This window comes from Solibacillus sp. CAU 1738, from assembly GCF_039888725.1.
Taxonomy (GTDB): Bacteria; Bacillota; Bacilli; order Bacillales_A; family Planococcaceae; genus Metasolibacillus.
In genome coordinates this window covers 675,229-700,051 of sequence record NZ_JBDQQN010000002.1, presented here as the reverse complement: position 1 = coordinate 700,051, position 24,823 = coordinate 675,229, and the positions used below count along the sequence as shown (strand labels likewise).

The window sequence follows — 24,823 nt, the reverse complement described above, 5'->3', positions numbered from 1 at the left end:
CGACTATGTCAAAAAAGATTTTAATCGTTGACGATGCTGCTTTCATGCGCATGATGATTAAAGATATTTTAACGAAAAATGGCTTCGAAGTTGTAGGAGAAGCAGCTGACGGTGTACAAGCAGTAGAAAAATACAATGAGCTACGTCCGGACTTAGTAACAATGGATATTACGATGCCTGAAATGGATGGAATTGCAGCATTAAAAGCGATAAAAGGAACACATCCAAATGCCGTAGTTATTATGTGTTCTGCAATGGGACAACAAGCTATGGTTATCGATGCCATCCAAGCAGGTGCGAAAGACTTTATCGTAAAACCATTCCAAGCAGACCGCGTAATCGAAGCAATTCAAAAAGCTTTAGGATGATAAAATGAAAGTAAAAAGATCATTGCAAATATGGGTAGTTTTCACCTTACTTGTATTGATTGCTGTTGTAGTACCGACTGAAGCATATGCCAGCCAAAATGGTTACGTTAATGAATGTATTAAAGATACAACTTTATGCGGAAACAGCGCCCCAACAGATGCCGAAGCAGATAATACTGAATCGGCATCTGTCAGTATGGGCCCTTGGGAATACATAAAAATTTTGCTAGCACTTATTTTCGTACTAGCATTATTAATAGGCGTATTAAAGTTTTTAAACAAACGCAATTTAAACTACCAACAAAATAGTATTGTCCGAAATATTGGCGGTCTATCTGTTGGTGCTCAAAAATCTGTTCAACTTTTACATATTGGTAATCATTTATACGTAATCGGTGTAGGGGAAGACGTGCAATTAATAAAAGAAATTACGAACCCTGCAGAAATTGAACAAATTTTAGCATATTACAACGACAAGCATACAAGTGTAGGAACTGCACCATATATAACAGAATTGTTTAAGAAGAAGTCTACGAAAAAAGTTGAAAAACAAACTTTAAATTTTGGAAATATGCTAGATCAACGTTTATCCGAAATAAAAAAAGAGCGTAGTGATGAGCTGGAACGTTGGAAAGAAAAGGAGAATGATAAATAATGAATGATTTTATCTCGATCTTTTCTGAATCTGATCCAACTAATGTTGCTACATCTATAAAACTATTAGTATTATTGACGGTTTTGTCTTTAGCACCGAGTATATTAATATTAATGACTTCATTTGCACGTATTGTTATTGTATTGTCGTTTACACGTACAGCGTTAGCAACACAGCAAATGCCACCTAACCAAGTTATTGTTGGTCTAGCGCTATTTTTAACGTTCTTTATAATGGCTCCGACTTTTCAAGAGGTGAATAAACAAGCTTTACAACCTTTATTTGAAGAGGAAATCGGTCTTGAGGAAGCATATGAGAAGGCGTCTCTTCCATTTAAAGAATTTATGTCCAAGCACACGAGGCAAAAAGATTTAGAGCTCTTTATGGAATATAGCCAAGCAGAGCGTCCAGAATCTGTGGAAGACATTCCATTAACAATGTTAGTGCCTGCCTTTGCCTTAAGTGAAATAAAAACAGCATTTCAAATGGGCTTTATGATTTTCATTCCGTTCTTAGTTATCGACATGGTTGTTGCAAGTACATTAATGTCGATGGGGATGATGATGTTACCGCCTGTTATGATTTCTTTACCATTTAAAATTTTGCTATTCGTCTTAGTTGACGGCTGGTATTTAGTAATGAAGTCTTTACTTCAAAGCTTTTAGGGGATGATACAACATGACACAGGAAATGGTCATTGCAATTGCAGAACGAGCGGTTTATATTGTCCTTATTACATCAGGACCACTATTACTAATAGCGCTAATAACGGGTTTATTGGTGAGTATATTCCAAGCGACGACATCAATCCAAGAACAAACTCTTGCTTTCGTACCGAAAATTGTTGCGGTGCTTTTAGCAATCGTATTTTTTGGACCGTTTATGATTTCCCAAATGACGAATTATTTTCACGATATTTTAAATAATTTAATTCGTTACATAGGGTGAACATATGACGGAATTAATACCTAAAATTTCAATTTTATTATTAATCTTTGTCCGAGTTTCTGCATTTTTTGTATCAGTCCCATTATTTTCATATCGTACAATACCGCCTCAAATGAGAATTGCCTTCGCATTCGTTCTTTCATGGATGATGTATTACACATTTTCTATCGAACCAATTCCATTTGATGGGAATTACATATTACTCGTGTTAAAAGAAGCAATCATAGGACTGATGCTCGGTTTGACTGCTTATATTATTATCTCTGCTGTTCAAATAGCAGGTGGATTTATTGATTTCCAAATGGGATTTGCATTAGCAAATATTGTCGATCCTCAAACGGGGGCTCAAAGTCCATTAATGGGGCAGTTTTTTAACTTCCTAGCATTACTTACACTACTAGCTATTAATGGCCACCATTTATTACTAGATGGAATTTTTTATAGCTATCAATTTATGCCGATGGAGCAATTTTTTCCGAATTTCGGTAGTGAGGAAACAGTTGATTTTATTATGAAAATGTTCGTTGCTGTTTTTGCAGTAGCGTTTCAAATGTCAGCTCCAATAGTTGCAACTCTATTTTTAGTGACAATCGCACTCGGGATTACAGGTAAAACTGTACCGCAGATGAATATTTTCGTTATCGGTTTCCCAATAAAGATTGCGGTCGGTTTTCTAGTATTAATTGTTACAATGGCTGTCATGGTCGAAGTGATGCAAAGCTTAATAGAGATGATGATTGTCCAATTACGCAATTTGATGGTTATTTTAGGTGGTGCTTAAAGTGAAACTATACTTAACACTCGATATTCAGTTTTTTGCAGGTGAGAAAACCGAAAAGGCAACACCGAAAAAACGTCAAGATGCGCGTAAAAAGGGACAAGTGTTAAAAAGTCAAGACGTAACAGCGGCAGCTTTATTACTTATTACGTTTATGTTTTTATTTTTCTTTGCTCCTTTTATGCTAGATGGATTGCTATCATTCCTTTTGCAAGCATTTCAGCGCAATATGTTAGTTGAAACATTATCAGCTGATGTAGTAATGAAAATGTATTTTGATTCATTAAAGGAAATGGCGAAGCTCATATTACCTATTATGCTCGTTGCGGTTGTTGCAGGTATTGGAGCTAATTATTTGCAATTCGGATTATTATTTACTACTGAAACATTAAAGTTAGATTTAAAAAAGATAGATCCGATAAAAGGTATTAAAAAAATTATTTCTGTCCGAGCTATTATTAATTTAATTAAGTCTTTATTAAAAGTAATATTTATTGGTACAGTGACAACAGCTGTCATTTGGACGAATTTGGATAAAGTACTCTCGCTAACATTTCATAACCCGTGGGAAACACTATCGACTGTTGCTTACTTAACTGGAATAATGGGGATTGCTGCTTCGCTTATGCTCATTTTTATTGCACTTCTTGATTTTTTATATGAAAAATTTGAGTACGAAAAGCAATTAAAAATGTCGAAACAAGATATTAAAGACGAGTATAAAAATAGTGAAGGGGATCCATTAATTAAATCTAAAATCAAACAGCGTCAACGGGAGATGGCTATGCGTCGTATGATGCAAGAAATTCCAAACGCAGATGTTGTTATTACGAACCCTACCCACTACGCGATTGCACTTAAATACGATGAAGATAGTATGGATGCACCTCGCGTTGTTGCGAAGGGGACAGATTTTGTTGCACAGAAAATTAAAATGGTCGCAAAAGAGAATGACGTTATTATGGTTGAAAATAGACCACTCGCTCGCGCCATGTACGATCAAGTTGAAATAGGCGAAACTGTACCAGAAGAATTCTTTAAAACAGTAGCGGAAATCTTAGCGTACGTATACCGTATAAAACGTAAAATTTAGAGCACGAAAGCAGGAGGGACACTTATGAAAATTCGCGATATAGGGGTATTAGCTGCGGTTATATTAATTGTAGCGATGCTCGTTATCCCTCTACCAACGTGGTTATTAAGCTTTTTAATCATTATTAATATAACGTTGGCATTACTTGTTTTACTAACGGCAATGAATATGAAAGAGGCATTAGACTTCTCGATTTTCCCGTCTGTAATTTTATTACTAACATTGTACCGTTTAGCATTAAGTGTTTCGACAACGCGAGCAATTTTAGCTTACGGTGACGCAGGAGAAGTTGTTGAAACGTTCGGGAATTTCGTGACAGGCGGAAATATATTAGTCGGTCTCGTAATTTTCTTGCTATTAGTTATTATCCAGTTCATCGTTATTACAAAAGGAGCGGAGCGTGTTGCAGAAGTAGCTGCTCGTTTCACACTAGATGCGATGCCTGGTAAACAAATGAGTATTGATGCCGACTTAAATGCGGGTATTATTTCCGAAAAAGAGGCACGAGAACGTCGGGAAAAAGTTTCTGGGGAAGCGGATTTCTACGGTGCGATGGATGGTGCGACGAAATTCGTAAAAGGGGATGCCATCGCCTCGATTATTATGGTATTTATCAATTTATTATTTGGTATGATCATAGGAATGATGCAGCTTGATTTGAGTTTTGGAGAAGCGGCTTCAAAATTTTCGATTTTAACAGTCGGGGATGGATTAGTATCGCAAATACCAGCATTACTCATTTCAACAGCAACTGGTATCGTTGTAACTCGTGCAGCATCAGATGGTAACTTAGGTGAAGATATTACAAAACAATTATTTGCCCAATCAAAGTTATTGTATGTTGCAGGGGCGACAATTTTCTTGCTAGGTTTATTTACGCCGATTCCTTTCTGGATTACGATTCCGATTTCAGGCGCGTTAATTATTGGTGCTTGGTTAATGGATCGTAAAAAAGTAGAAGATCCTGAAGAACTACTTGAAATGGAGGAAGAAGTGGCGGCTGATACGATGAAGAGTCCTGAAAATGTAGTGAACTTATTAAGTGTTGACCCTATTGAGTTTGAATTTGGCTACGGCTTAATTCCACTAGTAGACGCTGCACAAGGTGGAGATTTATTGGACCGTGTCATCATGATTCGTCGTCAATTAGCACTTGAGCTAGGGATCGTTATTCCGGTTGTACGTATTCGAGATAATATTCAGTTACAGCCGAATGAATATCGTATAAAAATAAAAGGCAATGAAATGGCGCGAGGGGAACTATTACTGGATCACTATTTAGCGATGAGTCCTGGTGATGATGACTCAATTGATGGTATTGATACAATCGAACCGTCATTTGGATTGCCAGCGAAGTGGATTACAGAGCAAGTGAAAGAGGAAGCAGAAATGTTTGGATATACAGTTGTAGATCCACCTAGTGTTGTATCAACTCACTTAACAGAAATGATTCGTGCAAATGCCCACGAATTACTTGGACGCCAAGAAACGAAGCAACTTATCGACCATTTACGCGAAACGCATTCAATTTTAGTAGAAGAATTAACGCCAACGCCATTATCGATTGGTGAAATTCAAAAAGTGCTAGGAAAATTATTACGCGAAAATGTTTCTGTACGTAACTTACCTATAATTTTTGAAACGCTAGCAGATTATTCGAAATTAACTAGTGATACAGATATATTAACGGAATATGTGCGGCAAGCATTAGCTAGACAAATTACAACACAATACGTGAATGGACAGCCAGCATTGAAAGTTATTACCGTATCCGCGAAGATCGAAAAACTTGTTGCCGACAGCATTCAGCAAACAGATCATGGGAATTATTTAGCAATGGACCCACAAGAGTCACAATTTGTGTTAGAAGCGATCGCAAATGAAGTTGAGCGAGTATCTTATATGGAACAATCGCCACTTATTTTATGTTCGCCTGGGGTACGTATGTACTTGCGTCAATTAACCGAGCGTTATTTCCCGCAAATACCTATATTAAGTTACAATGAATTGGACGCAGCCGTTGAAATCCAAAGCGTTGGGGTGGTGAATGTTGAATGAAAATGAAAAAATATAATGCGCCATCAATAGCGGAGGCGATGAAGCTCATTCGTGCAGACCTTGGTGATGATGCAGTTATTATTAATTCAAAAGTTGTCGTAAATAAAAAGTTTTTTGGCTTAATTAAAAATAAAAGTTTTGAAGTTGTTGCAGGGCTAGATAAGGTGGAAAAGAAACTTGCTTTTCCACCGCTACCTGAACTGCATTCAATTGTCTCACCGCCACAAGTTGCAAAAGAGGCAACAACATCGATGTCTGCAAATAGAGAAGATTCTAAAGTTGACACAATGATGACTGCGGAATTGAAAAAAGAGATTGCTGATTTAAAATCTATTATGCAATCAATGCAAAGACAATCTATTCAGTCACAATATCCTGATGAGCTCTTGCCTTTTATCGATTTCTTAAAGAGTCAAGAGCTAAATGAAGAGCTTATCACACAAATTAGTGATGAGCTTTTTACGCATATAAAAAAGGGCGAGCCTATTAACTTAACGACGATGCGCTTAATTACTGAGCGATTTCTATGTGAGAAATTAAATGAACAAATAATTAGTGGTTTATCATATAATAAAAAATTTATTAATGTGTTAGGTCCTACTGGTGTTGGTAAAACAACAACCATTGCAAAAATGGCTGCTCGCGCTGTATTAGAAAAAAAGAAAAAAATCGGTTTTATTACTACAGACACATACCGTATTGCTGCGATTGAGCAATTAAAAACATATGCAGGTTTACTTCAAGCTCCAATTGAAATAGTTTATAATGCTGAAGATTATAAAGTGGCAATTGAAAAGCTAGCTCATTTAGATTTGGTGTTTATTGACACTGCAGGTCGGAATTATAAAGAAGCAAAATATGTAGATGATTTACAAAAGTTAATTGATTTTAGTGCGGAGGCTGAGTCGTTACTCGTCCTATCATTAACGTCAAAAGAACGTGATTTAGAAACAATTATTGAACAATTTGACAAAATTCTGATCGAAAAGTTCGTATTTACGAAGCTTGATGAAACAAATTCTATTGGCACTATGTTTAATTTAATGATTAAATATAAGAAGGGACTTGCTTACTATACTAATGGACAAGAAGTACCAGAAGATATAGCAGAACCATGCCTAGAAGATTTATTAGAATTGCTCTTTCAAGGAGAAATTAAATGAGAGATCAAGCTGAAATGTTACGAATGAAAATGCTACAAAGTCAAGGAGCTCTTGGTAAGTCGATTGCCGTAGTGAGCGGAAAAGGTGGCGTAGGGAAAAGTAATTTTACAACAAATTTTGCATCATTACTTGCAAAAGAAGGAAAAAAAGTAGTTATATTAGATATGGATATAGGAATGGGCAATATTCATATTTTAATTGGGAAATCTGCTAATAATAGTTTGCTAGATTATTTAGAAGGCAATTTAGCAATTGAAGATGTCATATTTGAAGGTCCTAATAATTTCCATTACATTTCGGGTGGCTCTAGTATGTCCACATTAATGGAATGGTCAGATCATATGTTTGAGGCTTTAATTGATGCATTTCATCAGCTTCAAAAGAAATTTGATTATATTTTATTTGATATGGGGGCAGGGGCAACAAATTGGGCACTTGAGTTGCTCGTATCAATTGATGAAATTATAGTTATTTCAACAGCGGAGCCAACCGCCATTATGGATGCCTATTCAATGATGAAGTATATTCATTTAAAAGATAAAGAAAAAACATTTTATCTATTATGTAATCGTGCCTTTTCAAGAGAAGAAGGTCAAGATACACTACATCGCTTGGCAGGAGCGATGCAAAAGTTTATGTCAAAAGATGTCGTTATACTAGGCTCATTGCCAGAAGACCCTGTTGTACGCAAAGCGGTGAGGGAACAAGTGCCGTTTTCAATTCTCTACCCAGATGCGCCTATCTCAAAAACGATGCAGCGAATTGTGCAACGTTTTATTAACGAACAAACAAATGAAGTACATGTACATGAGGAGTCAAATAAATTTTTATCTAAACTAAAAAGTATTTTTTCGAAAGGACGTGATTAATTGGGACTCTCGAATAAAAGTAAGTTGTTAATCGTAGATGATTCGGCTTTTATGAGGAAACTAATTAGTGACTTTTTTGTCGGAAATGCAAATGTAGAAGTAGTTGGTACAGCTCGAAATGGAAAAGATGCCATTGCTAAAATTCAACAATTAAAGCCGGATGTTGTCACAATGGATGTCGAAATGCCGGAAATGAATGGTTTAGATGCGCTAAAAGAAATTATGTCCATTTGTCCTGTACCTGTCATTATGTTATCGAGTACGACGCATCGAGGAGCGGAAAACACGTTAACAGCTATGGAAAATGGCGCTGTTGATTTTGTAGCAAAAACGAGTGGTGCCATTTCCCTTGATTTACATAAAATTAAAGACGAATTGATTCATAAAGTGGAAGAGACGTCGCAAGTTTCTGTTGCGAAGTTAAGAAAGCCAAGAAAAATGCCGAAAATAAAAGTAGGTGTTACGCAACCAGTAAAAAACGTCACTGCAAGTATTTCTAAACAAACAGAACAAATAAGTATACAGCCTGTAAATGCATCAAAACGTAACTGGAGTAAATCATCAAAGAAAATTATTTTGATAGGTACTTCTACGGGCGGACCACGGGCATTACAGGAAGTTATTACTAAAATTCCGGCGAATGTAAATGCACCCATTTTAATTGTGCAGCATATGCCAGCTGGATTTACGAAATCGCTAGCAAATCGTTTAGATCAGTTAAGTGATATTCGTGTCAAAGAAGCCGAACAAGGTGATATTTTGCAAAATGGAGTTGCTTATATCGCTCCAGGTGGCTACCATCTAAAATTACGGAAAATTGGCACAGCGTTTGGAATTATGCTCGATGATAATGAACCGCCTTGTTCTGGTCACCGTCCTTCTGTTGATGTAATGTTCGAAAGTGTGAGCAAGTTCACTGAAATGGACAAAATTGCAGTTATTATGACGGGGATGGGCCACGATGGCTCTAGAGGATTAAAATCATTAAAGCAAAAAGGAAATGTCATAGCTATTGCAGAGTCAGCAGAAACTTGTATAGTTTATGGAATGCCGAAAGCTGCCGTGGAAACGCAGCTTGTAGATGATGTGGCAGATGTTGACGATATTACACTAACAATAATGAAATATATGCATTAAAAGGGGTGTCCTCTTATGGAAGTTAATCAATATTTAGAAATGTTCATTGATGAAAGCAAAGAGCATTTACAAGCTTGTAGTGAACATTTATTAGAATTAGAGAAGAATCCGGAAGACTTGGCAATTGTCGGTGAAATATTCCGCTCTGCACATACATTAAAGGGTATGTCTGCAACGATGGGCTTCGAGGATTTAGCAGATTTAACGCATAAAATGGAAAATGTTTTAGATGCTATTCGTAACGAAAAAATTAAAGTAACACCAGAAATTTTTGATGTTGTGTTTGAATCTGTTGACCACTTAGAAGAAATGGTAATGGATATTGCCGATGGAGGGGACGGGAAACGTGACGTTCAATCGACTGTGGAGAAATTAAAGCGAATTGAGTCAGGTGAGACTGCTCTTGCACCAATCACTGCTCTGTCGTCCGCTATCGCACAGCAAGCTGCAACAACTATTTCTGCTGATTTACAATTAACATATGATGATTTTGAAAGAGCCGTAATTTCACAATCAATAGAGCAAGGTTTTGTTGCTTATGAAGTCGCAGTTACTTTACGTGAAGATTGTTTATTAAAAGCAGCACGCGTATTTATGGTATTTGAAATATTAGAAAAGAATGGTGATGTTATTAAATCTTCGCCGACAGTAGACATTCTTGAAGAAGAACAATTCGATCAAATATTCCGTGTTGCCTATATTACAAAAGAGTCAGCAGAAGATTTACAAAAGAAATTAATGAAAGTATCTGAAGTAGAGCAAGTGATTGTAACAGCGATTACTGACATGAATTACATAGCAGAAACTGTGCCACAACAAGAAGATACGTCTCAAAATGTGAGCACACTACCTGCAGCTAAACAGGAAGTAGGCGCACAAAAATCACAAGTACAAACAACAAATGCTAAAAGTAATGGCCATACATCTAGTAAAACAATTCGTGTAAATATTGAACGTCTAGATATTTTAATGAATCTGTTCGAAGAGCTTGTTATTGATCGTGGTCGCTTGCAATCAATTTCTACAGAAGTAAATCATCTTGAATTAAACGAAACAGTAGAACGTATGAGTCGTGTAATGGGCGACTTACAAAACATTGTTTTAACGATGCGCATGGTACAAGTTGAAACTGTATTTAACCGTTTCCCGAAAATGGTACGACAGCTGTCTCGTGACTTAAATAAAAAAATCAATCTTGAAATAATTGGTGCTGAAACAGAGCTTGACCGTACAGTAATTGATGAAATTGGCGATCCGCTCGTGCATTTAATACGTAACTCGCTCGATCATGGAGTAGAAAGTCCGGAAATACGTCGTGCAAAAGGCAAACCTGAAGAAGGTACTGTGCAATTACGTGCATTCCATAGTGGTAACTACGTATTCATCGAAATTGAAGATGATGGCGCTGGAATCAATCGTGACAAAGTGTTAGCGAAGGCGATTTCAAAAGGCGTCGTAACACAAGAAGTTGCTAATACGCTTACAGATAAACAAATTAATGAACTAATTTTAGCATCAGGATTTTCGACAGCAGATGTTATTTCAGATGTCTCAGGCCGTGGTGTAGGTTTAGACGTTGTGAAAACTACTATTGAATCATTAGGTGGTAATATTTCAATTGAATCTACACAAGGTGTGGGCTCAGTATTCTCGATTCAATTACCACTAACATTGTCAATCATATCTGTTATGCTCGTTGAAATTGAAAAAGAGATTTATGCAATTCCTCTATCATCAATTATTGAAACATCGATTATCCGCAATTCGGATATTTTAAATGCTCACAATCAAAAAGTGATTGATTTCCGTGGTAAAGTTGTACCGCTTGTATTTTTAGAGGAAATTTTCGATGTACCACGCAATGAAGGAAAAGACGATGAGTTCCATTCGGTAGTTATCGTTCGCAAAGGTGAAAAACTTGCTGGGTTAGTAGTAGACTCATTTATTGGGCAACAAGAAATTGTACTAAAATCTTTAGGTAACTACTTATCAAATATATTTGCGATTTCGGGTGCAACAATTCTTGGTAATGGGAAAGTAGCATTAATTGTCGATTGCAATGCTTTAATGAAGTAAGAAGGATGAAAATGAGGTGTGAACTATGACGAATGAAGTTGGGCAAGAGTATATTAAAGTAATTGTTTTTCAATTAGCAGATAAAGAATATGCAATTCCTGTTTCGCATGTACAAGGAATTGAAAAATTAATGCATATTACACGTGTTCCGAAAACGCCGAATTATGTGAAAGGTGTTATTAATTTAAGAGGAGTAGTAACGCCGATTATTGATCTTCGTGAACGTTTTTCTTTACCTATTACTGGAAGTGAAGAGGCGGCTCGTATTATTATTATTACTCTAGATGATATGGAGGTTGGCTTTGTCGTAGACTCTGCGAATGATGTTTTAGACATTGCGGCAAGTTCAATTGAACAACAACCAGAAGTAGTAGGGTCATATGAGGAAGATTTTATTTCGGGCGTAGCGAAATTAGATAAGCGATTATTAATTTTGCTTCACTTAGATAAAGTGCTTAATCCATTAAGCTAAACGATTAATTTTCTAGCTACAACTAAGTATCTAGAATCTACTAAAGTAGGGATATGAAATGAGTATTAATCAAAAAATTACTTCGCTACATTTAGATGTATTAAAAGAGATTGGTAATATTGGTGCTGCCCATGCTGCTACAGCTCTATCTGATTTGCTTGATAAAAAGATCGATATGCGTGTACCGAAAGTAGAAATGGTTACATTCAACGATATGATGGAATTAGCGGGCGGTTCAGAAACTGTTGTTGTCGGAATATTTTTGCGTATTGAAGGAGATGCAGAAGGGAGTATGTTCTTCATATTACCGATAGAGCAGGCGAATCGCTTTATACAGCGCTTAATTCACGATGAGTCATTTGACTTTAATAATCCGCCGGTATCGGAACTAGGCTTGTCAGCTATGCAAGAAATGGGGAATATTTTATCTGGCTCTTATTTATCGGCTCTTTCCGATTTTACAGGTCTTAAAATTTATCCTACAGTACCTGGCTTAAGCGTAGACATGTTTGGCGCTATTATCAGTATCGGGTTAATTGAATTATCACATGTTAGCGATAATGTTATCGTAATCAACACATCCATTTTTGAAGAAGATGTAGCTGATGAAGAAGAAGTTCGTGGACATTTCTTCTTATTACCAGACCCTGATTCATTCGAATCGATATTTAAGGCATTAGGTGTTTCGTAAATGTTATTATCGAATGATGTTGTTAAAGTTGGTATAGCACAAATGGATGTAGTAAAGTTGCCAAAAACGATTCGAACTTCTGGTTTGGGCTCGTGTGTAGGGGTTGTATTATATGATGAATTTAAACAAATTGCAGGTTTAATCCATGTAATGTTACCCGATTCAAGCTTAGGTAGGGCCGATACTATGAATGTAGCTAAGTTTGCTGATACAGGCATTAAAGCGTTAATCGATTTATTAAAATTAGAAGGTGTACAAAGCTTTAAACTAAAAGCAAAAATTGCAGGTGGCGCGCAAATGTTCCAGTTTACATCGGATAAGAATTCAATGAGAATTGGTCCACGTAATGTGGAAGCAGTTAAAAATGAACTTCGAAAAAACGGGATTCCAATTGTGGCGGAAGATACTGGTGGTAGTAGCGGACGCACAATTGAATTTAATCCTGCTACGAGTAAACTTAATATTCGCACAGTAAATCAAGGAGTGAGTGAAATATGATGTTTGGCTCTGTTTTTTACAATTGCTGGGCTGCGCTAATAAGTTTTACAATTTATTTTTTAATTGCAATCATAAATCCGTTTGCAATGCCAATAAGTACATTAATCATTGCTTCTATTGTTGCAATTGTAGGGTTTCTTCTTATGTTTCCTGTACGTTATTTAATGGGTTATGTTTTTTATACGCCAAAAGAAGTAGCGTTTAATGAAGAAACAGCTTCGCACACTGATGAAACTACAACAATCGGGCAACCATTGACAGAACAAAAAAGCACTTCAACGGTTGAATTTGCAGATGAAAGTACAGAAGATATAGCGCAAGTCGTACGCACAATGATGAGCAAAGATGACGACATTATGCTCAGTCGCTAATAAAAATTAATGCAAACATAAAAAGAGTCGAGAAATCGGCTCTTTTTTCTTATGAAAATAAAAAAATCATTCCTTACTATGTCACATATAGTTCGAATGGGGCGTGTGTAAATGACATATTAATTTGCTATAATAATAGTAATAATGCTTTGTTTCGAAAAGAGGTGGATACGGGTGACACAACCGATTCTAGAAGATGAACAAAAACTTTGGCATAGCTGGAAACACGAGCGAGATCCACAAGCTGGGGATATACTAATGAAAAAATATAAGCCACTAGTTTCTTACCATGTGCAACGTATCGGAGCAGGACTTCCTAAAAATGTGTCCCGTGACGATTTGTTTAGTTTAGGTATGATGGGCCTTTTTGATGCGTTAAATAAGTTTGATATAAACAGAGATTTAAAGTTTGATACATACGCTTCTTTTCGTGTAAGAGGTGCGATTATTGACGGATTGCGAAAAGAAGATTGGCTACCCCGTTCAGCACGAGAAAAAGCAAAGCGAATGGAAGCGCAAATTGAACAATTAGAGCAGAAGCTAATGCGCCATGCTACACCAGAAGAGTTAGCGGAACAGATGGGTTTACCAATCGAAGAAATATACCAGATGGTGCATGAGCATTTCTTTTCGAATGTCCTTTCTATAAATGAACAGCAAGATCAAGAAGAGCTAGACGGGATAGCATTTGTAATTCGTGATGATGATACTCGTACGCCGGAACAAGAAACTTTACATACTGAGCTACTGGGAGATCTTGCGAAAAACATAGAGAAATTAAATGAAAAAGAACAGCTAGTGTTAAGTTTATTTTATTCGGAAGAAATGACATTAACCGAAATTGGGGAAATGCTTGAATTATCAACATCGCGCATTTCACAAATTCATTCGAAGGCTTTATTCAAATTGCGCAAATTGCTATCATCTGAAGTAATTGGCATGTAAGGAGGGCTTACAGTGAGTTTAAAAGGGATCGAGCTGCAAATTGCAATTCCGAAAACATTTGATGCGGGTAAATTAGCTGATCAACAACAGCAAAATACAATACATCAACAAATGCATGCTAATGAAGCACTAAAAAAGGAAATAGAACGTAAACAATTTACGGTGAATGATACAGATGGGATGGATAATATTTCAGAAGATGAAGAAGGACAAAATAGCTCTGAACAGCAATTAGCCCAAAAGAAACATGAACAAGCACAAAAAGAACAAGAAAAAATTAATCATCCGTTTAAAGGGAATTTTATCGATTATAGTGGGTAGGAGAAAAAATGAATTCAGTCGTATTTATACTATTGATAGGACTTGTAATTTCACAACTAGTTATTTTTTATTTAATTATTTTGTTAAATAATAAAGTGGCGAAATTTAAAGATTTAGAAGTCCGTCAAGATCAGTTAATGCAAGAAATGGACAATGCGATAGGCGTTTATTTAATCGAAATGCGTGAAGAAAATGACCGCCTTATCGAGCAATTGAATACGGTGAAGATAGAGCAATCTATTCGAACTAATGTGTCAGAACAAGCCCATATAGAAAAAGTGCAGCAAGCATATGTGCCGCCAACGGTAAATGGGCAGGGTGAACAAACACCACAAGAAATGGAACAAATGGCTGAAAAGAAATCCTTTATACCGAAAAATATGGCGGCAAGCGCATATAATCGTCAAAAGGCACAAGTGCAGGAGTTGGCACCAAAAAAGTTAGACGAAGTGGAACAAAAAAATATATCATTCGAACAACAAATTGTAGACTTATACAAAGCGGGACAATCAATTGAGGAAATTGCGAAACAAACGCAAAAAGGTAAAACGGAAATAGAATTATTACTTAAGTTCCGTGCGTGAAATGGTTGCATGACATCATTTATTATGTTATATTTTAAAACGGTGTTAACAATACACACGCATTTTGATGTAGTAAGTGGTGCTCGTGTGCGCGCGGGTTGCTTGTTACAGATGAAAAATGCGGAGGAAAAAAACCAAACATTTAGGAGGAAACACTCATGTCAGTAATTTCAATGAAACAATTACTTGAAGCTGGTGTACATTTCGGTCACCAAACTCGCCGTTGGAACCCAAAAATGAAGAAATATATCTTCGTTGAGCGTAACGGTATTTACATTATCGATTTACAAAAAACAGTTAAAAAATTAGAAGAAGCTTACGACTTCATGCGTCAAGTTGGCCAAGATGGTGGTAAAGTTCTTTTCGTAGGTACAAAAAAACAAGCTCAAGAAGCTATTAAAGACGAAGCTGAACGTTCAGGTAACTACTACATCAACCAACGTTGGTTAGGTGGTACTTTAACAAACTTCGGTACTATTCAAAAACGTGTTGCACGTATGAAAGAAATCGAAAAAATGGAAGAAAACGGTACTTTCGAAGTTCTTCCTAAAAAAGAAGTTATCCAACTTAAAAAAGAGCACGAGCGTCTAGTTAAATTCTTAGGCGGTATCCGTGATATGAAAGCTATTCCGGACGTAATGTTCGTAGTTGACCCTCGTAAAGAGCGTATCGCTGTTGCTGAAGCTCGTAAATTAAACATCCCTCTAGTAGGTATTGTTGATACAAACTGTGATCCAGATGAAATCGACTACGTAATCCCTGCTAATGATGATGCTATTCGCGCTGTTAAATTATTAACTGCTAAAATGGCTGATGCTCTAATCGAGTCTAAACAAGGTGAATCAGAAGCTACAGCTGAAGAAACAGCTGCAGAATAATTCCCTGTTACAAAAAGGTGATAAGTGGCTGATACCTCTTATCACCTTTTTTTAAGAAATAGACTTGAGAGAAGCGTTCGCATATTTGTCACGTAACAAAATCGACTAGTATGACAATCGCTTTTACAAAGTCCCATTTTTTATAAACCAAGTTACAATAAGCAACAGATAAACTAGTTTGTTTAATTATTATTATCCCCAAGGAGGAAACTCAAATGGCAATTACTGCACAATTAGTAAAAGAACTACGTGAAAAAACTGGCGCAGGTATGATGGACTGCAAAAAAGCATTAGTAGAAACTGACGGTAACTTAGAAGCTGCTATCGACTTCTTACGTGAAAAAGGACTTTCTTCAGCTGCTAAAAAATCAGACCGTATCGCTGCAGAAGGTACTACTTACATTTTAGAACAAGGTAATGAAGCGATCCTTTTAGAAGTAAACGCTGAAACTGACTTCGTTGCGAAAAACGAAAAATTCCAAGTTTTAGTATCTGAATTAGCTGCACACTTACTTGCAACTAAACCAGAATCAGTAGAAGCTGCTTTAGAAACTACAATTGGTGATGTTAAAGTTGTTGACTATATTTCTACAGCAATCGCTACAATCGGAGAAAAAATCTCTCTTCGTCGTTATGAAGTGAAAACTAAAACTGATGCAGACGCTTTCGGTGCTTACCTACACATGGGTGGACGTATCGGCGTATTACTAACTTTAGAAGGTTCTACTGATGCAAGTGCTGCTAAAGATATCGCTATGCACATCGCTGCTATTAACCCAACATACGTTTCTCGTGACGAAGTATCTGCTGATGAAGTAGAGCGCGAGCGTAAAGTGTTAACTGAGCAAGCTTTAAACGAAGGCAAGCCAGAAAATATCGTAGCGAAAATGGTTGAAGGTCGTCTTGGTAAATACTTCGAAGACGTTTGCTTATTAGACCAAACTTTCGTTAAAAACTCAGATCAAAAAGTTCGTGATTTCGTAAAATCAACTGGTGGTAACGTAACTGGTTTCACTCGTTACGCTGTTGGTGAAGGAATTGAAAAACGTGAAGATAACTTCGCTGAAGAAGTAATGAGCCAAGTTAAAGGTAACTAATCTTATAACTCAATTTTGTTAGGGAACACATTTTACGTGTTCCCTATTTTTCAAGGGAATTGAAGGCTTAATGCCGAAATTGGATTTTGCTTTAGAAAACTGAAATTCTTTAATCTTATTTTTGTAGCAGAAACGTCTTTTCATAAAAGACCATATTTAAGTTGAAAAATCTAAAATGGCTACATAAAGCTAAAAATAGCTATTTTATTTAAAATAGAATAAAACATTCATGCAGTAGCTTGTATTTGAAGTGGAAACATGCTAATTAATAGCTTGAATGTAACATATTAAGTGACGGAGGTTTACTATGAGTGTGCCACAATACAAACGAGTAGTAATAAAACTAAGCGGCGAAGCATTAGCAGGGGAAGTAGGCTTCGGTCTATCGCCAAAAATTATTAAAGATGTTGCTGCAGAAGTGAAGCAAGTAGTGGATCTTGGAGTAGAAGTTGCAGTAGTAGTAGGCGGCGGTAACATTTGGCGCGGTAAAGTAGGTAGCGAAATGGGTATGGACCGTGCTGCTGCTGATTATATGGGTATGCTAGCAACGGTGATGAACTCACTAGCACTTCAAGATGCATTAGAAAAACTAGGTATTGAAACGCGTGTACAGTCATCAATCGTAATGACACAAGTAGCAGAACCATACATTCGTCGTAAAGCTGTACGTCACCTTGAGAAAAAGCGTGTTGTTATCTTTGCGGCAGGAACTGGAAATCCATTCTTCTCAACAGATACAACAGCGGCATTACGTGCAGCTGAAATTGATGCAGAAGCGATTTTAATGGGTAAAAATAATGTGGATGGTGTATATTCTGCTGATCCAAAAGTAGATCCAAACGCGGTGAAATATGATGAATTATCATACTTAGATGTTATTCAACAAGGATTACAAGTAATGGATTCAACTGCGTCTACCTTATGTATGGACAATGATATCCCATTAATTGTATTCTCATTAATGGAAGAAGGAAATATTAAACGTGCCGTACTTGGAGAAAAAATCGGTACAGTTGTTAGGAGGAATTCATAATGACAAAACAAGTATTAGAACAAGCAAAAGAAAAAATGACAAAATCACTTAATGCCTATTCTCGTGAATTAGCATCAATCCGTGCTGGACGTGCTAACGCATCTTTACTTGATCGCATTACTGTAGATTATTACGGTGCACCTACACCAATTAACCAACTTGCAGGTGTTTCTGTGCCAGAAGCTCGTTTACTAGTGATTTCACCTTATGACAAAACAATTTTAGGTGAAATCGAAAAAGCGATTATGAAATCAGATATTGGTATTACACCATCAAATGACGGAACAATAATCCGATTAATGATTCCTGCTTTAACAGAAGAGCGTCGTAAAGATTTAGTAAAAGTAGTGAAAAAAGAAGCGGAAGAAGCGAAAGTAGCAATTCGTAATGTACGTCGTGATGCAAATGATGATCTGAAAAAAGCAGAAAAGAATGGCGAAATTACAGAAGACGATTTACGTGGTTATGGTGATGACATTCAAAAATTAACAGATGAATTCATCGCAAAAATTGACGATGTAGCAAAACAAAAAGAGCAAGAAATTTTATCTGTATAATTTTCAGACAAAAGTTTAGAATTCTTTTGTAAGAGTATTGTTTAAGCATTTGCGCTTTCCCGATGAAAGTTCTCCAACATTGGTCGGAGAAAAGTTTGCGGGAATACAATTTTCTTATAAGAACTTTATTTGGATTAAGACGTCCTGCTAGAAAGGGCGTCTTTTTCTTTCATGTTGTTGTAAGATGCAAAGTTGCATCATAAACTAGAAGTACATAAGGAAGCGAATGTTTTAGTAGAAATAAAAGGACACATTAAGCTCTTTTTGATATGATAAAAAGTATATGTCCGATATGTTGGCATTTGGGGGAATAGGCTATGTTTAAAAAGCTGTTAGGAAAAAAATCAAATAAAAGTGAGGCTATACTGCAACGGAGTGCAGAGCTAGTTGATGAAAAAGTTCCTTCCCATATTGCGATTATTATGGACGGCAATGGTCGTTGGGCAAAAAAACGTGCGATGCCACGAATTGCAGGACACCATGAAGGAATGAAAACGGTAAGAAAAATAACACGATATGCTTGTGATTTAGGGATTGATGTTTTAACGTTATATGCTTTTTCAACAGAAAACTGGAAGCGGCCTAAATCAGAGGTGGAATTTTTAATGGGCTTACCAGAACAGTTTTTGAACTCGTTTTTACCTGAATTGATGGAGCGTAATATTCGTGTACAAATGATAGGTGAGGAGCAAAATTTACCTAAGCACACACGCAATGCATTAATTAAAGCAATTGATACGACAAAGAATAATACAGGTCTGATTTTAAACTTCGCAATGAACTATGGTAGTCGTGCAGAAATGGTCATGGCTATGCAAGAAATTATGCGTGAAGTTGAAAAAGGTCATTTAACAATCGATGAAATTAACGAAACACATGTAGATCGTTACTTAATGACTTCACACTTACCAGAACCAGATTTACTCATTCGAACGAGTGGTGAAGTACGGTTAAGTAACTTTATGCTGTGGCAGCTTGCGTACACGGAATTTTTGTTTACGGATACATTGTGGCCAGATTTCGATGAGCAATGCTTACTTGAAGCTGTGCAGGAGTATCAAAAACGAAATAGGCGGTACGGTGGGCTGGAAGGAGAAGACGAAAAGTGAAACAACGTATTATAACGGGTATAGTTGCGGCTGCATTATTTATCCCGTTTGTGATGTATGGTGGGTATCCATTTACAATTGTCATATATGCGCTAGCTGCAATCGCCATGTATGAGATTTTACGTATGAAAAATATCGCCATTTTCTCGGTCCCTGGAGTTATAGGTACAATCGGATTATTTGCGATATTGATGCCCGTTACTTGGGAAGAAAAAGTGTATGAAGTGATACACTACGATAAATTTGAGATCGTTTTTATCGCGGTTATTTTATTACTCGTATATTCAGTTTTAATAAAAAACCGCTTTACATTTGATGATGTCGCTTTTGTTGTTCTTGGCGCATTGTATATTGGTATAGGGTTTTATTATTTCATTACAACGCGTGATACAGGTTTAGTCTTTGTTGTTTACGCTCTATTAGTAGTGTGGACAACCGATTCAGGTGCTTATTTTGTTGGGCGCAGTTTCGGGAAAAACAAACTTTGGCCAGAAATTTCGCCCAATAAAACGATTGAAGGTTTTGTTGGAGGTATTGTGATCGCTGTAATTTGTGCAATTATTATGCAACTCATTACGCCGTTTGCACCATCTTATGCAATGCTTATTTTCGGAACAATAGTGTTATCGATATTCGGGCAAATGGGTGATTTAGTCGAATCTGCAATTAAGCGTCATTATAACGTAAAAGATTCGGGCAATATTTTACCTGGTCATGGCGGTATTTTAGATCGCTTCGATAGTTTATTATTCGTATTACCATTATTAAATTTACTGCATTTCGTTAGTTAATGAAGGGAAGTACACACGTTGAAGAAAATTAGTTTATTAGGGGCTACAGGCTCGATTGGCTTGCAAACAATTGATATTTTAAAGGCGCATAAAGAAGTATTTCAGCTTGTTGCTGTATCGTCGGGAAAAAACATTGAAACAACTCGCCTAATTATTGACGAATTGCAACCAGAATTAGTATCAGTTCAATTGGAAACTGATGCATTAGCACTTAGCAAGGACTATCCGCATATTGCATTTACATTTGGGGAAAAGGGGCTTGTAGAAGTTGCGACCCATCCAGATTCGACGGTACTTGTGAATGCGGTATTAGGCAGCGTTGGTTTAGAGTCCACTCTAGCAGCTATTCGCATGGGGAAAACAATTGCTATTGCCAATAAAGAAACGCTCGTTACAGCAGGACATCTTGTTATGGCAGAAGCGAGAAAATACAATGCACCAATTTTGCCAGTGGATAGTGAGCATTCAGCATTATTCCAGTCTATGAACGGCGAAAATCCCAAAAATATCGAACGATTAATTTTAACTGCATCAGGTGGCTCATTCCGTGATAAAACGCGCGATGAATTACGTCACGTCACTGTTAAGGATGCACTGAATCATCCGAACTGGTCGATGGGGGCAAAAATTACAATAGACTCTGCAACGATGATGAATAAAGGGCTTGAAGTTATTGAGGCTCATGTATTATTTAATATGCCGTATGATAAAGTAGACGTTTTATTGCACCGAGAAAGTATTATTCACTCATTAGTTGAGTATCATGATACAAGTGTGATCGCGCAGCTTGGAACGCCGGACATGCGTGTGCCGATTCAATATGCATTAAGCTATCCGGACCGCTTGCCTTTAGTAGGGGGCCAACGCTTAAACTTAGCGCAAATAGGGCAGCTGCATTTTAAAGAAGTCGATTTTGACCGTTTCCGTGCATTAAAGCTTGCTTACGACGCAGGACGAGCTGGCGGTACGATGTTAACAGCGATGAACGCAGCAAATGAAGCAGCAGTTGCACTGTTTTTACAAGAACAAATTACTTTTTTACAAATTGAAGAGCTCATCGAACGTGTAATGCATGCGCATCATAATATTTTACTTCCAGATTTAGAAACAATTTTACACGTAGATAGCGAAACGAGAAAAACAGTTGTAGACATGGTAAAATAGACAAGGAAAATGCTTGTGAAGGTGGGATATTATGCAAACAGTAATTGCATTTATCGTGATTTTTGGCTCGCTCGTATTCTTTCATGAGCTAGGTCACTTCCTGTTCGCAAAACGTGCAGGAATTATGGTTCGTGAATTCGCCATTGGGATGGGGCCAAAAATTTTCGGGATGACAAAAGGAGATACATTATACACGCTACGCCTTTTACCGATTGGTGGCTATGTCCGCATGGCTGGCGATGATTTAGATACGGTTGAATTACAACCAGGTTATCGTGTTGGCTTAATAATGAATGAAGATAATGTCGTTGAAAAAATTATTTTAAATCAAAATAGCCAGCATCCAAATATTTTATTTATGGAAGTAGAGCGTGCTGATTTAGAACATGATTTATGGATTGAAGGCTATGATGAAGACGAAAAATTAGTGCGTTACAATGTATCACGTACAACAGTAGTAGTGGAAAACGGTAAAGAAACAATGATTGCACCGTATGACCGTCAATTTAACGCTAAAACAGTTGGTCAACGTGCAATGACAATTTTTGCTGGACCGCTATTTAACTTTATTTTAGCATTCTTTATTTTCATAGTAGCAGCTTTACTACAAGGGATCCCAACATATGAACCTATTATTACTGAAGTTGTTGATGATGGAATAGCACAAATGGCTGGTATGCAAGCAGGTGACTATGTTAAAGAGTTGAATGGCCAGCCTATTACGACATGGCAAGAACTATCGAAAACGGTTAACGAGAGTTACGGTAAGAAAATTGATATGGTTGTAGAGCGTGATGGTAAAGAGGTCGCACTTGTAATGACACCTAAAACGCTTGAAGACGAAAAAGGCAAAAAGTATGGTCAAATTGGCGTTATGTATCAAACGCCATATGAAAAAGCATCAATTGTACAATCTGTTCAATTAGCAGCAGAAAAAACATATGATACAACGATTATGATATTCCAATTATTGGGTAAATTAGTTACAGGGCAATTATCTATTGATAATCTATCAGGTCCTGTTGGTATTTATAAAACGACAGAAGCTGTTGCGGCAGATGGTATTTTCTATTTAATGCACTGGGCTGGCTTATTAAGTATTAATCTGGGGATTATGAACTTACTACCACTTCCGGCATTAGATGGTGGTCGTTTATTATTCTTTGGATATGAAGCAGTGCGTGGCAAACCAATTGATCGTCAAAAAGAAGGCCTTGTGCATTTGGTTGGAATCGTCTTATTGATGATTTTAATGGTTGTTGTTACATGGAATGATATTCAAAGATTTTTCTTTTAAAAGACAGGCTTTGGGCTTTTTGTGTGAATAACACTAGCGCCCAAAGCTAAATTTGTTTATGCTAACTATATATTATGAATTAAAAGGTGGAACACTTTATGAAACAAAGTTTAACTTTCATTCCAACTTTACGTGAAGTACCTGCTGATGCAGATGTCAAATCACATAAAGCTTTATTGCGTGCCGGATTTATCCGACAAAATGCAAGTGGGGTATATTCTTATTTACCATTAGCTCGAAAAGTGCTATCAAAAATTGAACAAGTTGTACGTGAAGAAATGGAAGCAATCAACTCTGTTGAATTATTAATGCCAGCGTTACAATCTGCAGAGCTTTGGCAACAATCTGGCCGCTGGGAAGCATATGGTCCAGAACTAATGCGTCTTAAAGATCGCCATGACCGTGATTTTGCATTAGGCGCAACACATGAAGAAGTTATTACAACTTTAGTACGTGACGAAATTAAATCATATAAAAAATTACCGTTATCACTGTACCAAATCCAATCAAAATTCCGTGATGAAAAACGCCCTCGCTTCGGTTTATTACGTGGTCGTGAATTCATTATGAAAGATGCGTATTCATTCCATGCGACTCGCGAAAGCTTAGATGAGACGTATGATGATATGTATAAAGCATACTCAAATATTTTCTCTCGCCTCGGTTTAAACTTCCGTGCTGTAATTGCGGATGCAGGATCAATAGGCGGAAAGGGAACTCATGAATTTATGGTGCTTTCTGAAATTGGTGAAGATACGATTGCTTACTCAGATAGTTCTGATTACGCAGCAAACATTGAAATGGCAGAAGTTGTGGTAGACTATAAAGCTAGCGATGTTGCTTTGAAAGAGCTAGAAAAAGTAGAAACACCAAATGTTAAAACAATTGAAGAAGTAAGCAATTTCTTATCAGTAGATGCAGCAAATTGCATAAAATCATTAGTATTTAATATTGATGGTGAATTAATCGTTGTATTAGCACGCGGCGATCACGAAATTAATGATATTAAATTAAAAAATGCATTAGGTGCAACTTCAGTTGAGCTTGCTGAAGAGAACGCAATTAAAGAGCTACTAGGCTGTCTGCCAGGTTCAATTGGTCCTGTGAAACTTCCTATCAATGTTAAAGTAATTGCAGATAATGCGATTAAATCTATTCGTAATGGGGTTGCAGGTGCAAATGAAGATGGTTTCCACTTTGTGAATGTAAATCCTGAACGCGATTTTGCAATTAATGCGTACGAAGATATTCGCTTCATCCAAGAAGGAGACCCATCTCCAGACGGCAAAGGCATCATTAAATTTGCTGAAGGAATTGAAGTTGGTCATATTTTCAAACTTGGTACAACTTATTCAACAAAAATGAACGCGACGTTTTTAGATGAGCAAGGAAAAGCACAACCATTTATTATGGGGTGCTATGGTATCGGTGTTTCTCGCTTACTTGCTGCCGTAGCAGAGCAATTCCAAGATGAAGATGGTTTCGTATGGCCAAAACAATTAGCGCCATATGATGTGCATTTAGTGCCAGTAAACTTAAAAGATGAAGCACAAGCACAGTTGTCGGGTGAGTTATATAGTATTTTAAAATCATATCGCTATGACGTACTATTCGATGATCGTGCAGAGCGCCCAGGTGTTAAGTTTGCTGATGCAGATTTAATCGGCTTACCAGTCCGTGTAACTGTTGGGAAAAAAGCATCTGAAGGCATCGTTGAAGTGAAACTCCGCAGTACAGGTGAAACATTTGAATGGGCAAAAGAGGAATTAGTGGATCGTTTAAACGAGTTTTTCCGTACAAACTAATATATTTTTAGAGAGGGGAAGTACTTATATGTACTTTCCTTTCTTTTCGAATCAAGGAAGGTGAA

At 36.9% G+C, this 24,823-nt stretch carries 27 protein-coding genes; all 27 read left to right on the top strand.

Features of this window, described 5'->3' with window-relative positions:
• Window positions 1–5: 5 nt before the first annotated feature.
• The 27 genes from AAFN87_RS08670 (at window position 6) to AAFN87_RS08540 (ending at window position 24,758) form a co-directional block, all read left to right on the top strand.
• Entirely contained in the window at window positions 6–368 is a 363-nt protein-coding gene (locus tag AAFN87_RS08670; RefSeq protein ID WP_347790647.1) for a response regulator, read from the top strand.
• Window positions 369–372: 4 nt separating this feature from the next.
• Entirely contained in the window at window positions 373–1,023 is a 651-nt protein-coding gene (locus tag AAFN87_RS08665; protein WP_347790646.1) for a flagellar biosynthetic protein FliO, read from the top strand.
• Window positions 1,023–1,688 carry a flagellar type III secretion system pore protein FliP gene (gene fliP, locus AAFN87_RS08660; RefSeq protein WP_347790645.1) on the top strand — a complete coding sequence of 222 codons (666 nt, stop codon included), beginning with the start codon at window positions 1,023–1,025 and terminating at the stop codon, window positions 1,686–1,688. The genes AAFN87_RS08665 and fliP overlap by 1 nt, the downstream gene beginning before the upstream one ends.
• 13 nt (window positions 1,689–1,701) lie before the next feature.
• Window positions 1,702–1,971: a flagellar biosynthesis protein FliQ gene (gene fliQ / locus AAFN87_RS08655; protein ID WP_347790644.1), complete on the top strand. Its 270-nt coding sequence runs from the start codon at window positions 1,702–1,704 to the stop codon at window positions 1,969–1,971.
• Window positions 1,972–1,975: 4 nt separating this feature from the next.
• A complete protein-coding gene (fliR, locus tag AAFN87_RS08650) occupies window positions 1,976–2,752 on the top strand; it encodes a flagellar biosynthetic protein FliR (protein WP_347790643.1) in 777 nt (258 codons plus the stop codon).
• Between the two features lies 1 nt (window position 2,753).
• A complete protein-coding gene (flhB, locus tag AAFN87_RS08645) occupies window positions 2,754–3,842 on the top strand; it encodes a flagellar biosynthesis protein FlhB (protein ID WP_347790642.1) in 1,089 nt (362 codons plus the stop codon).
• 24 nt (window positions 3,843–3,866) lie between these two features.
• Window positions 3,867–5,900 carry a flagellar biosynthesis protein FlhA gene (flhA, locus tag AAFN87_RS08640; protein WP_347790641.1) on the top strand — a complete coding sequence of 678 codons (2,034 nt, stop codon included), beginning with the start codon at window positions 3,867–3,869 and terminating at the stop codon, window positions 5,898–5,900.
• Window positions 5,897–7,063 (top strand): flagellar biosynthesis GTPase FlhF, encoded by a 1,167-nt coding sequence (gene flhF, locus AAFN87_RS08635; protein ID WP_347790640.1) that lies wholly within the window; start codon window positions 5,897–5,899, stop codon window positions 7,061–7,063. Before flhA ends, flhF begins: the two co-directional genes overlap by 4 nt.
• Entirely contained in the window at window positions 7,060–7,932 is an 873-nt protein-coding gene (locus AAFN87_RS08630; RefSeq protein ID WP_347790639.1) for a MinD/ParA family protein, read from the top strand. The genes flhF and AAFN87_RS08630 overlap by 4 nt, the downstream gene beginning before the upstream one ends.
• Before the next feature lie 51 nt (window positions 7,933–7,983).
• Window positions 7,984–9,069, top strand: coding sequence for a protein-glutamate methylesterase/protein-glutamine glutaminase (locus AAFN87_RS08625; protein ID WP_481886460.1), 1,086 nt, complete (start codon window positions 7,984–7,986; stop codon window positions 9,067–9,069).
• A gap of 15 nt (window positions 9,070–9,084) precedes the next feature.
• Window positions 9,085–11,145: a chemotaxis protein CheW gene (locus AAFN87_RS08620; protein WP_347790637.1), complete on the top strand. Its 2,061-nt coding sequence runs from the start codon at window positions 9,085–9,087 to the stop codon at window positions 11,143–11,145.
• Window positions 11,146–11,170: 25 nt separating this feature from the next.
• Window positions 11,171–11,617: a chemotaxis protein CheW gene (locus AAFN87_RS08615; protein ID WP_347790636.1), complete on the top strand. Its 447-nt coding sequence runs from the start codon at window positions 11,171–11,173 to the stop codon at window positions 11,615–11,617.
• 58 nt (window positions 11,618–11,675) lie between these two features.
• Window positions 11,676–12,308 (top strand): chemotaxis protein CheC, encoded by a 633-nt coding sequence (locus tag AAFN87_RS08610; RefSeq protein WP_347790635.1) that lies wholly within the window; start codon window positions 11,676–11,678, stop codon window positions 12,306–12,308.
• Window positions 12,309–12,806 (top strand): chemotaxis protein CheD, encoded by a 498-nt coding sequence (locus AAFN87_RS08605; protein ID WP_347790634.1) that lies wholly within the window; start codon window positions 12,309–12,311, stop codon window positions 12,804–12,806. It abuts the gene before it with no gap.
• Window positions 12,803–13,177: a multidrug transporter gene (locus tag AAFN87_RS08600; protein WP_347790633.1), complete on the top strand. Its 375-nt coding sequence runs from the start codon at window positions 12,803–12,805 to the stop codon at window positions 13,175–13,177. The genes AAFN87_RS08605 and AAFN87_RS08600 overlap by 4 nt, the downstream gene beginning before the upstream one ends.
• Window positions 13,178–13,351: 174 nt before the next feature.
• The gene (locus AAFN87_RS08595) at window positions 13,352–14,122 is read left to right on the top strand and encodes a FliA/WhiG family RNA polymerase sigma factor (protein WP_347790632.1); all 771 of its coding nucleotides are present in this window, start codon (window positions 13,352–13,354) and stop codon (window positions 14,120–14,122) included.
• A gap of 12 nt (window positions 14,123–14,134) precedes the next feature.
• Window positions 14,135–14,443: an RNA polymerase subunit sigma gene (locus AAFN87_RS08590; protein WP_347790631.1), complete on the top strand. Its 309-nt coding sequence runs from the start codon at window positions 14,135–14,137 to the stop codon at window positions 14,441–14,443.
• A gap of 8 nt (window positions 14,444–14,451) precedes the next feature.
• The gene (locus AAFN87_RS08585) at window positions 14,452–15,027 is read left to right on the top strand and encodes a hypothetical protein (protein WP_347790630.1); all 576 of its coding nucleotides are present in this window, start codon (window positions 14,452–14,454) and stop codon (window positions 15,025–15,027) included.
• 158 nt (window positions 15,028–15,185) lie between these two features.
• Entirely contained in the window at window positions 15,186–15,905 is a 720-nt protein-coding gene (gene rpsB / locus AAFN87_RS08580) for a 30S ribosomal protein S2 (RefSeq protein ID WP_347790629.1), read from the top strand.
• Window positions 15,906–16,120: 215 nt separating this feature from the next.
• On the top strand, window positions 16,121–17,002 hold the full coding sequence (tsf, locus tag AAFN87_RS08575; RefSeq protein ID WP_347790628.1) for a translation elongation factor Ts: 882 nt from the start codon (window positions 16,121–16,123) through the stop codon (window positions 17,000–17,002).
• A 307-nt stretch (window positions 17,003–17,309) separates the two neighbouring features.
• Window positions 17,310–18,035: a UMP kinase gene (pyrH, locus tag AAFN87_RS08570; protein ID WP_347790627.1), complete on the top strand. Its 726-nt coding sequence runs from the start codon at window positions 17,310–17,312 to the stop codon at window positions 18,033–18,035.
• Complete coding sequence (gene frr, locus AAFN87_RS08565; RefSeq protein WP_347790626.1) at window positions 18,035–18,592, top strand: ribosome recycling factor; 558 nt, start codon at window positions 18,035–18,037, stop codon at window positions 18,590–18,592. Before pyrH ends, frr begins: the two co-directional genes overlap by 1 nt.
• 317 nt (window positions 18,593–18,909) lie before the next feature.
• The gene (locus AAFN87_RS08560; RefSeq protein WP_347790625.1) at window positions 18,910–19,701 is read left to right on the top strand and encodes an isoprenyl transferase; all 792 of its coding nucleotides are present in this window, start codon (window positions 18,910–18,912) and stop codon (window positions 19,699–19,701) included.
• Entirely contained in the window at window positions 19,698–20,492 is a 795-nt protein-coding gene (locus AAFN87_RS08555) for a phosphatidate cytidylyltransferase (protein ID WP_347790624.1), read from the top strand. Before AAFN87_RS08560 ends, AAFN87_RS08555 begins: the two co-directional genes overlap by 4 nt.
• Window positions 20,493–20,510: 18 nt before the next feature.
• Complete coding sequence (gene dxr / locus AAFN87_RS08550) at window positions 20,511–21,656, top strand: 1-deoxy-D-xylulose-5-phosphate reductoisomerase (RefSeq protein ID WP_347790623.1); 1,146 nt, start codon at window positions 20,511–20,513, stop codon at window positions 21,654–21,656.
• 31 nt (window positions 21,657–21,687) lie between these two features.
• Window positions 21,688–22,953 (top strand): RIP metalloprotease RseP, encoded by a 1,266-nt coding sequence (gene rseP / locus AAFN87_RS08545; protein WP_347790622.1) that lies wholly within the window; start codon window positions 21,688–21,690, stop codon window positions 22,951–22,953.
• 98 nt (window positions 22,954–23,051) lie between these two features.
• On the top strand, window positions 23,052–24,758 hold the full coding sequence (locus AAFN87_RS08540; RefSeq protein ID WP_347790621.1) for a proline--tRNA ligase: 1,707 nt from the start codon (window positions 23,052–23,054) through the stop codon (window positions 24,756–24,758).
• The last annotated feature ends 65 nt before the right edge of the window (window positions 24,759–24,823 follow it).

What these genes read in the sequence shown, in the direction of transcription:
- flhA (WP_347790641.1), top strand. Translation starts at nt 3,867, where the DNA reads ATGAAAATTCGCGATATAGGGGTATTAGCTGCGGTTATATTAATTGTA.
- AAFN87_RS08615 (WP_347790636.1), top strand. Translation starts at nt 11,171, where the DNA reads ATGACGAATGAAGTTGGGCAAGAGTATATTAAAGTAATTGTTTTTCAA.
- AAFN87_RS08605 (WP_347790634.1), top strand. Translation starts at nt 12,309, where the DNA reads ATGTTATTATCGAATGATGTTGTTAAAGTTGGTATAGCACAAATGGAT.
- AAFN87_RS08670 (WP_347790647.1), top strand. Translation starts at nt 6, where the DNA reads ATGTCAAAAAAGATTTTAATCGTTGACGATGCTGCTTTCATGCGCATG.
- rseP (WP_347790622.1), top strand. Translation starts at nt 21,688, where the DNA reads ATGCAAACAGTAATTGCATTTATCGTGATTTTTGGCTCGCTCGTATTC.
- AAFN87_RS08630 (WP_347790639.1), top strand. Translation starts at nt 7,060, where the DNA reads ATGAGAGATCAAGCTGAAATGTTACGAATGAAAATGCTACAAAGTCAA.
- AAFN87_RS08665 (WP_347790646.1), top strand. Translation starts at nt 373, where the DNA reads ATGAAAGTAAAAAGATCATTGCAAATATGGGTAGTTTTCACCTTACTT.
- frr (WP_347790626.1), top strand. Translation starts at nt 18,035, where the DNA reads ATGACAAAACAAGTATTAGAACAAGCAAAAGAAAAAATGACAAAATCA.
- AAFN87_RS08620 (WP_347790637.1), top strand. Translation starts at nt 9,085, where the DNA reads ATGGAAGTTAATCAATATTTAGAAATGTTCATTGATGAAAGCAAAGAG.
- pyrH (WP_347790627.1), top strand. Translation starts at nt 17,310, where the DNA reads ATGAGTGTGCCACAATACAAACGAGTAGTAATAAAACTAAGCGGCGAA.
- flhF (WP_347790640.1), top strand. Translation starts at nt 5,897, where the DNA reads ATGAAAATGAAAAAATATAATGCGCCATCAATAGCGGAGGCGATGAAG.
- fliQ (WP_347790644.1), top strand. Translation starts at nt 1,702, where the DNA reads ATGACACAGGAAATGGTCATTGCAATTGCAGAACGAGCGGTTTATATT.
- AAFN87_RS08540 (WP_347790621.1), top strand. Translation starts at nt 23,052, where the DNA reads ATGAAACAAAGTTTAACTTTCATTCCAACTTTACGTGAAGTACCTGCT.
- AAFN87_RS08560 (WP_347790625.1), top strand. Translation starts at nt 18,910, where the DNA reads ATGTTTAAAAAGCTGTTAGGAAAAAAATCAAATAAAAGTGAGGCTATA.
- rpsB (WP_347790629.1), top strand. Translation starts at nt 15,186, where the DNA reads ATGTCAGTAATTTCAATGAAACAATTACTTGAAGCTGGTGTACATTTC.
- fliP (WP_347790645.1), top strand. Translation starts at nt 1,023, where the DNA reads ATGAATGATTTTATCTCGATCTTTTCTGAATCTGATCCAACTAATGTT.
- AAFN87_RS08585 (WP_347790630.1), top strand. Translation starts at nt 14,452, where the DNA reads ATGAATTCAGTCGTATTTATACTATTGATAGGACTTGTAATTTCACAA.
- fliR (WP_347790643.1), top strand. Translation starts at nt 1,976, where the DNA reads ATGACGGAATTAATACCTAAAATTTCAATTTTATTATTAATCTTTGTC.
- AAFN87_RS08600 (WP_347790633.1), top strand. Translation starts at nt 12,803, where the DNA reads ATGATGTTTGGCTCTGTTTTTTACAATTGCTGGGCTGCGCTAATAAGT.
- AAFN87_RS08625 (WP_481886460.1), top strand. Translation starts at nt 7,984, where the DNA reads ATGAGGAAACTAATTAGTGACTTTTTTGTCGGAAATGCAAATGTAGAA.
- AAFN87_RS08610 (WP_347790635.1), top strand. Translation starts at nt 11,676, where the DNA reads ATGAGTATTAATCAAAAAATTACTTCGCTACATTTAGATGTATTAAAA.
- tsf (WP_347790628.1), top strand. Translation starts at nt 16,121, where the DNA reads ATGGCAATTACTGCACAATTAGTAAAAGAACTACGTGAAAAAACTGGC.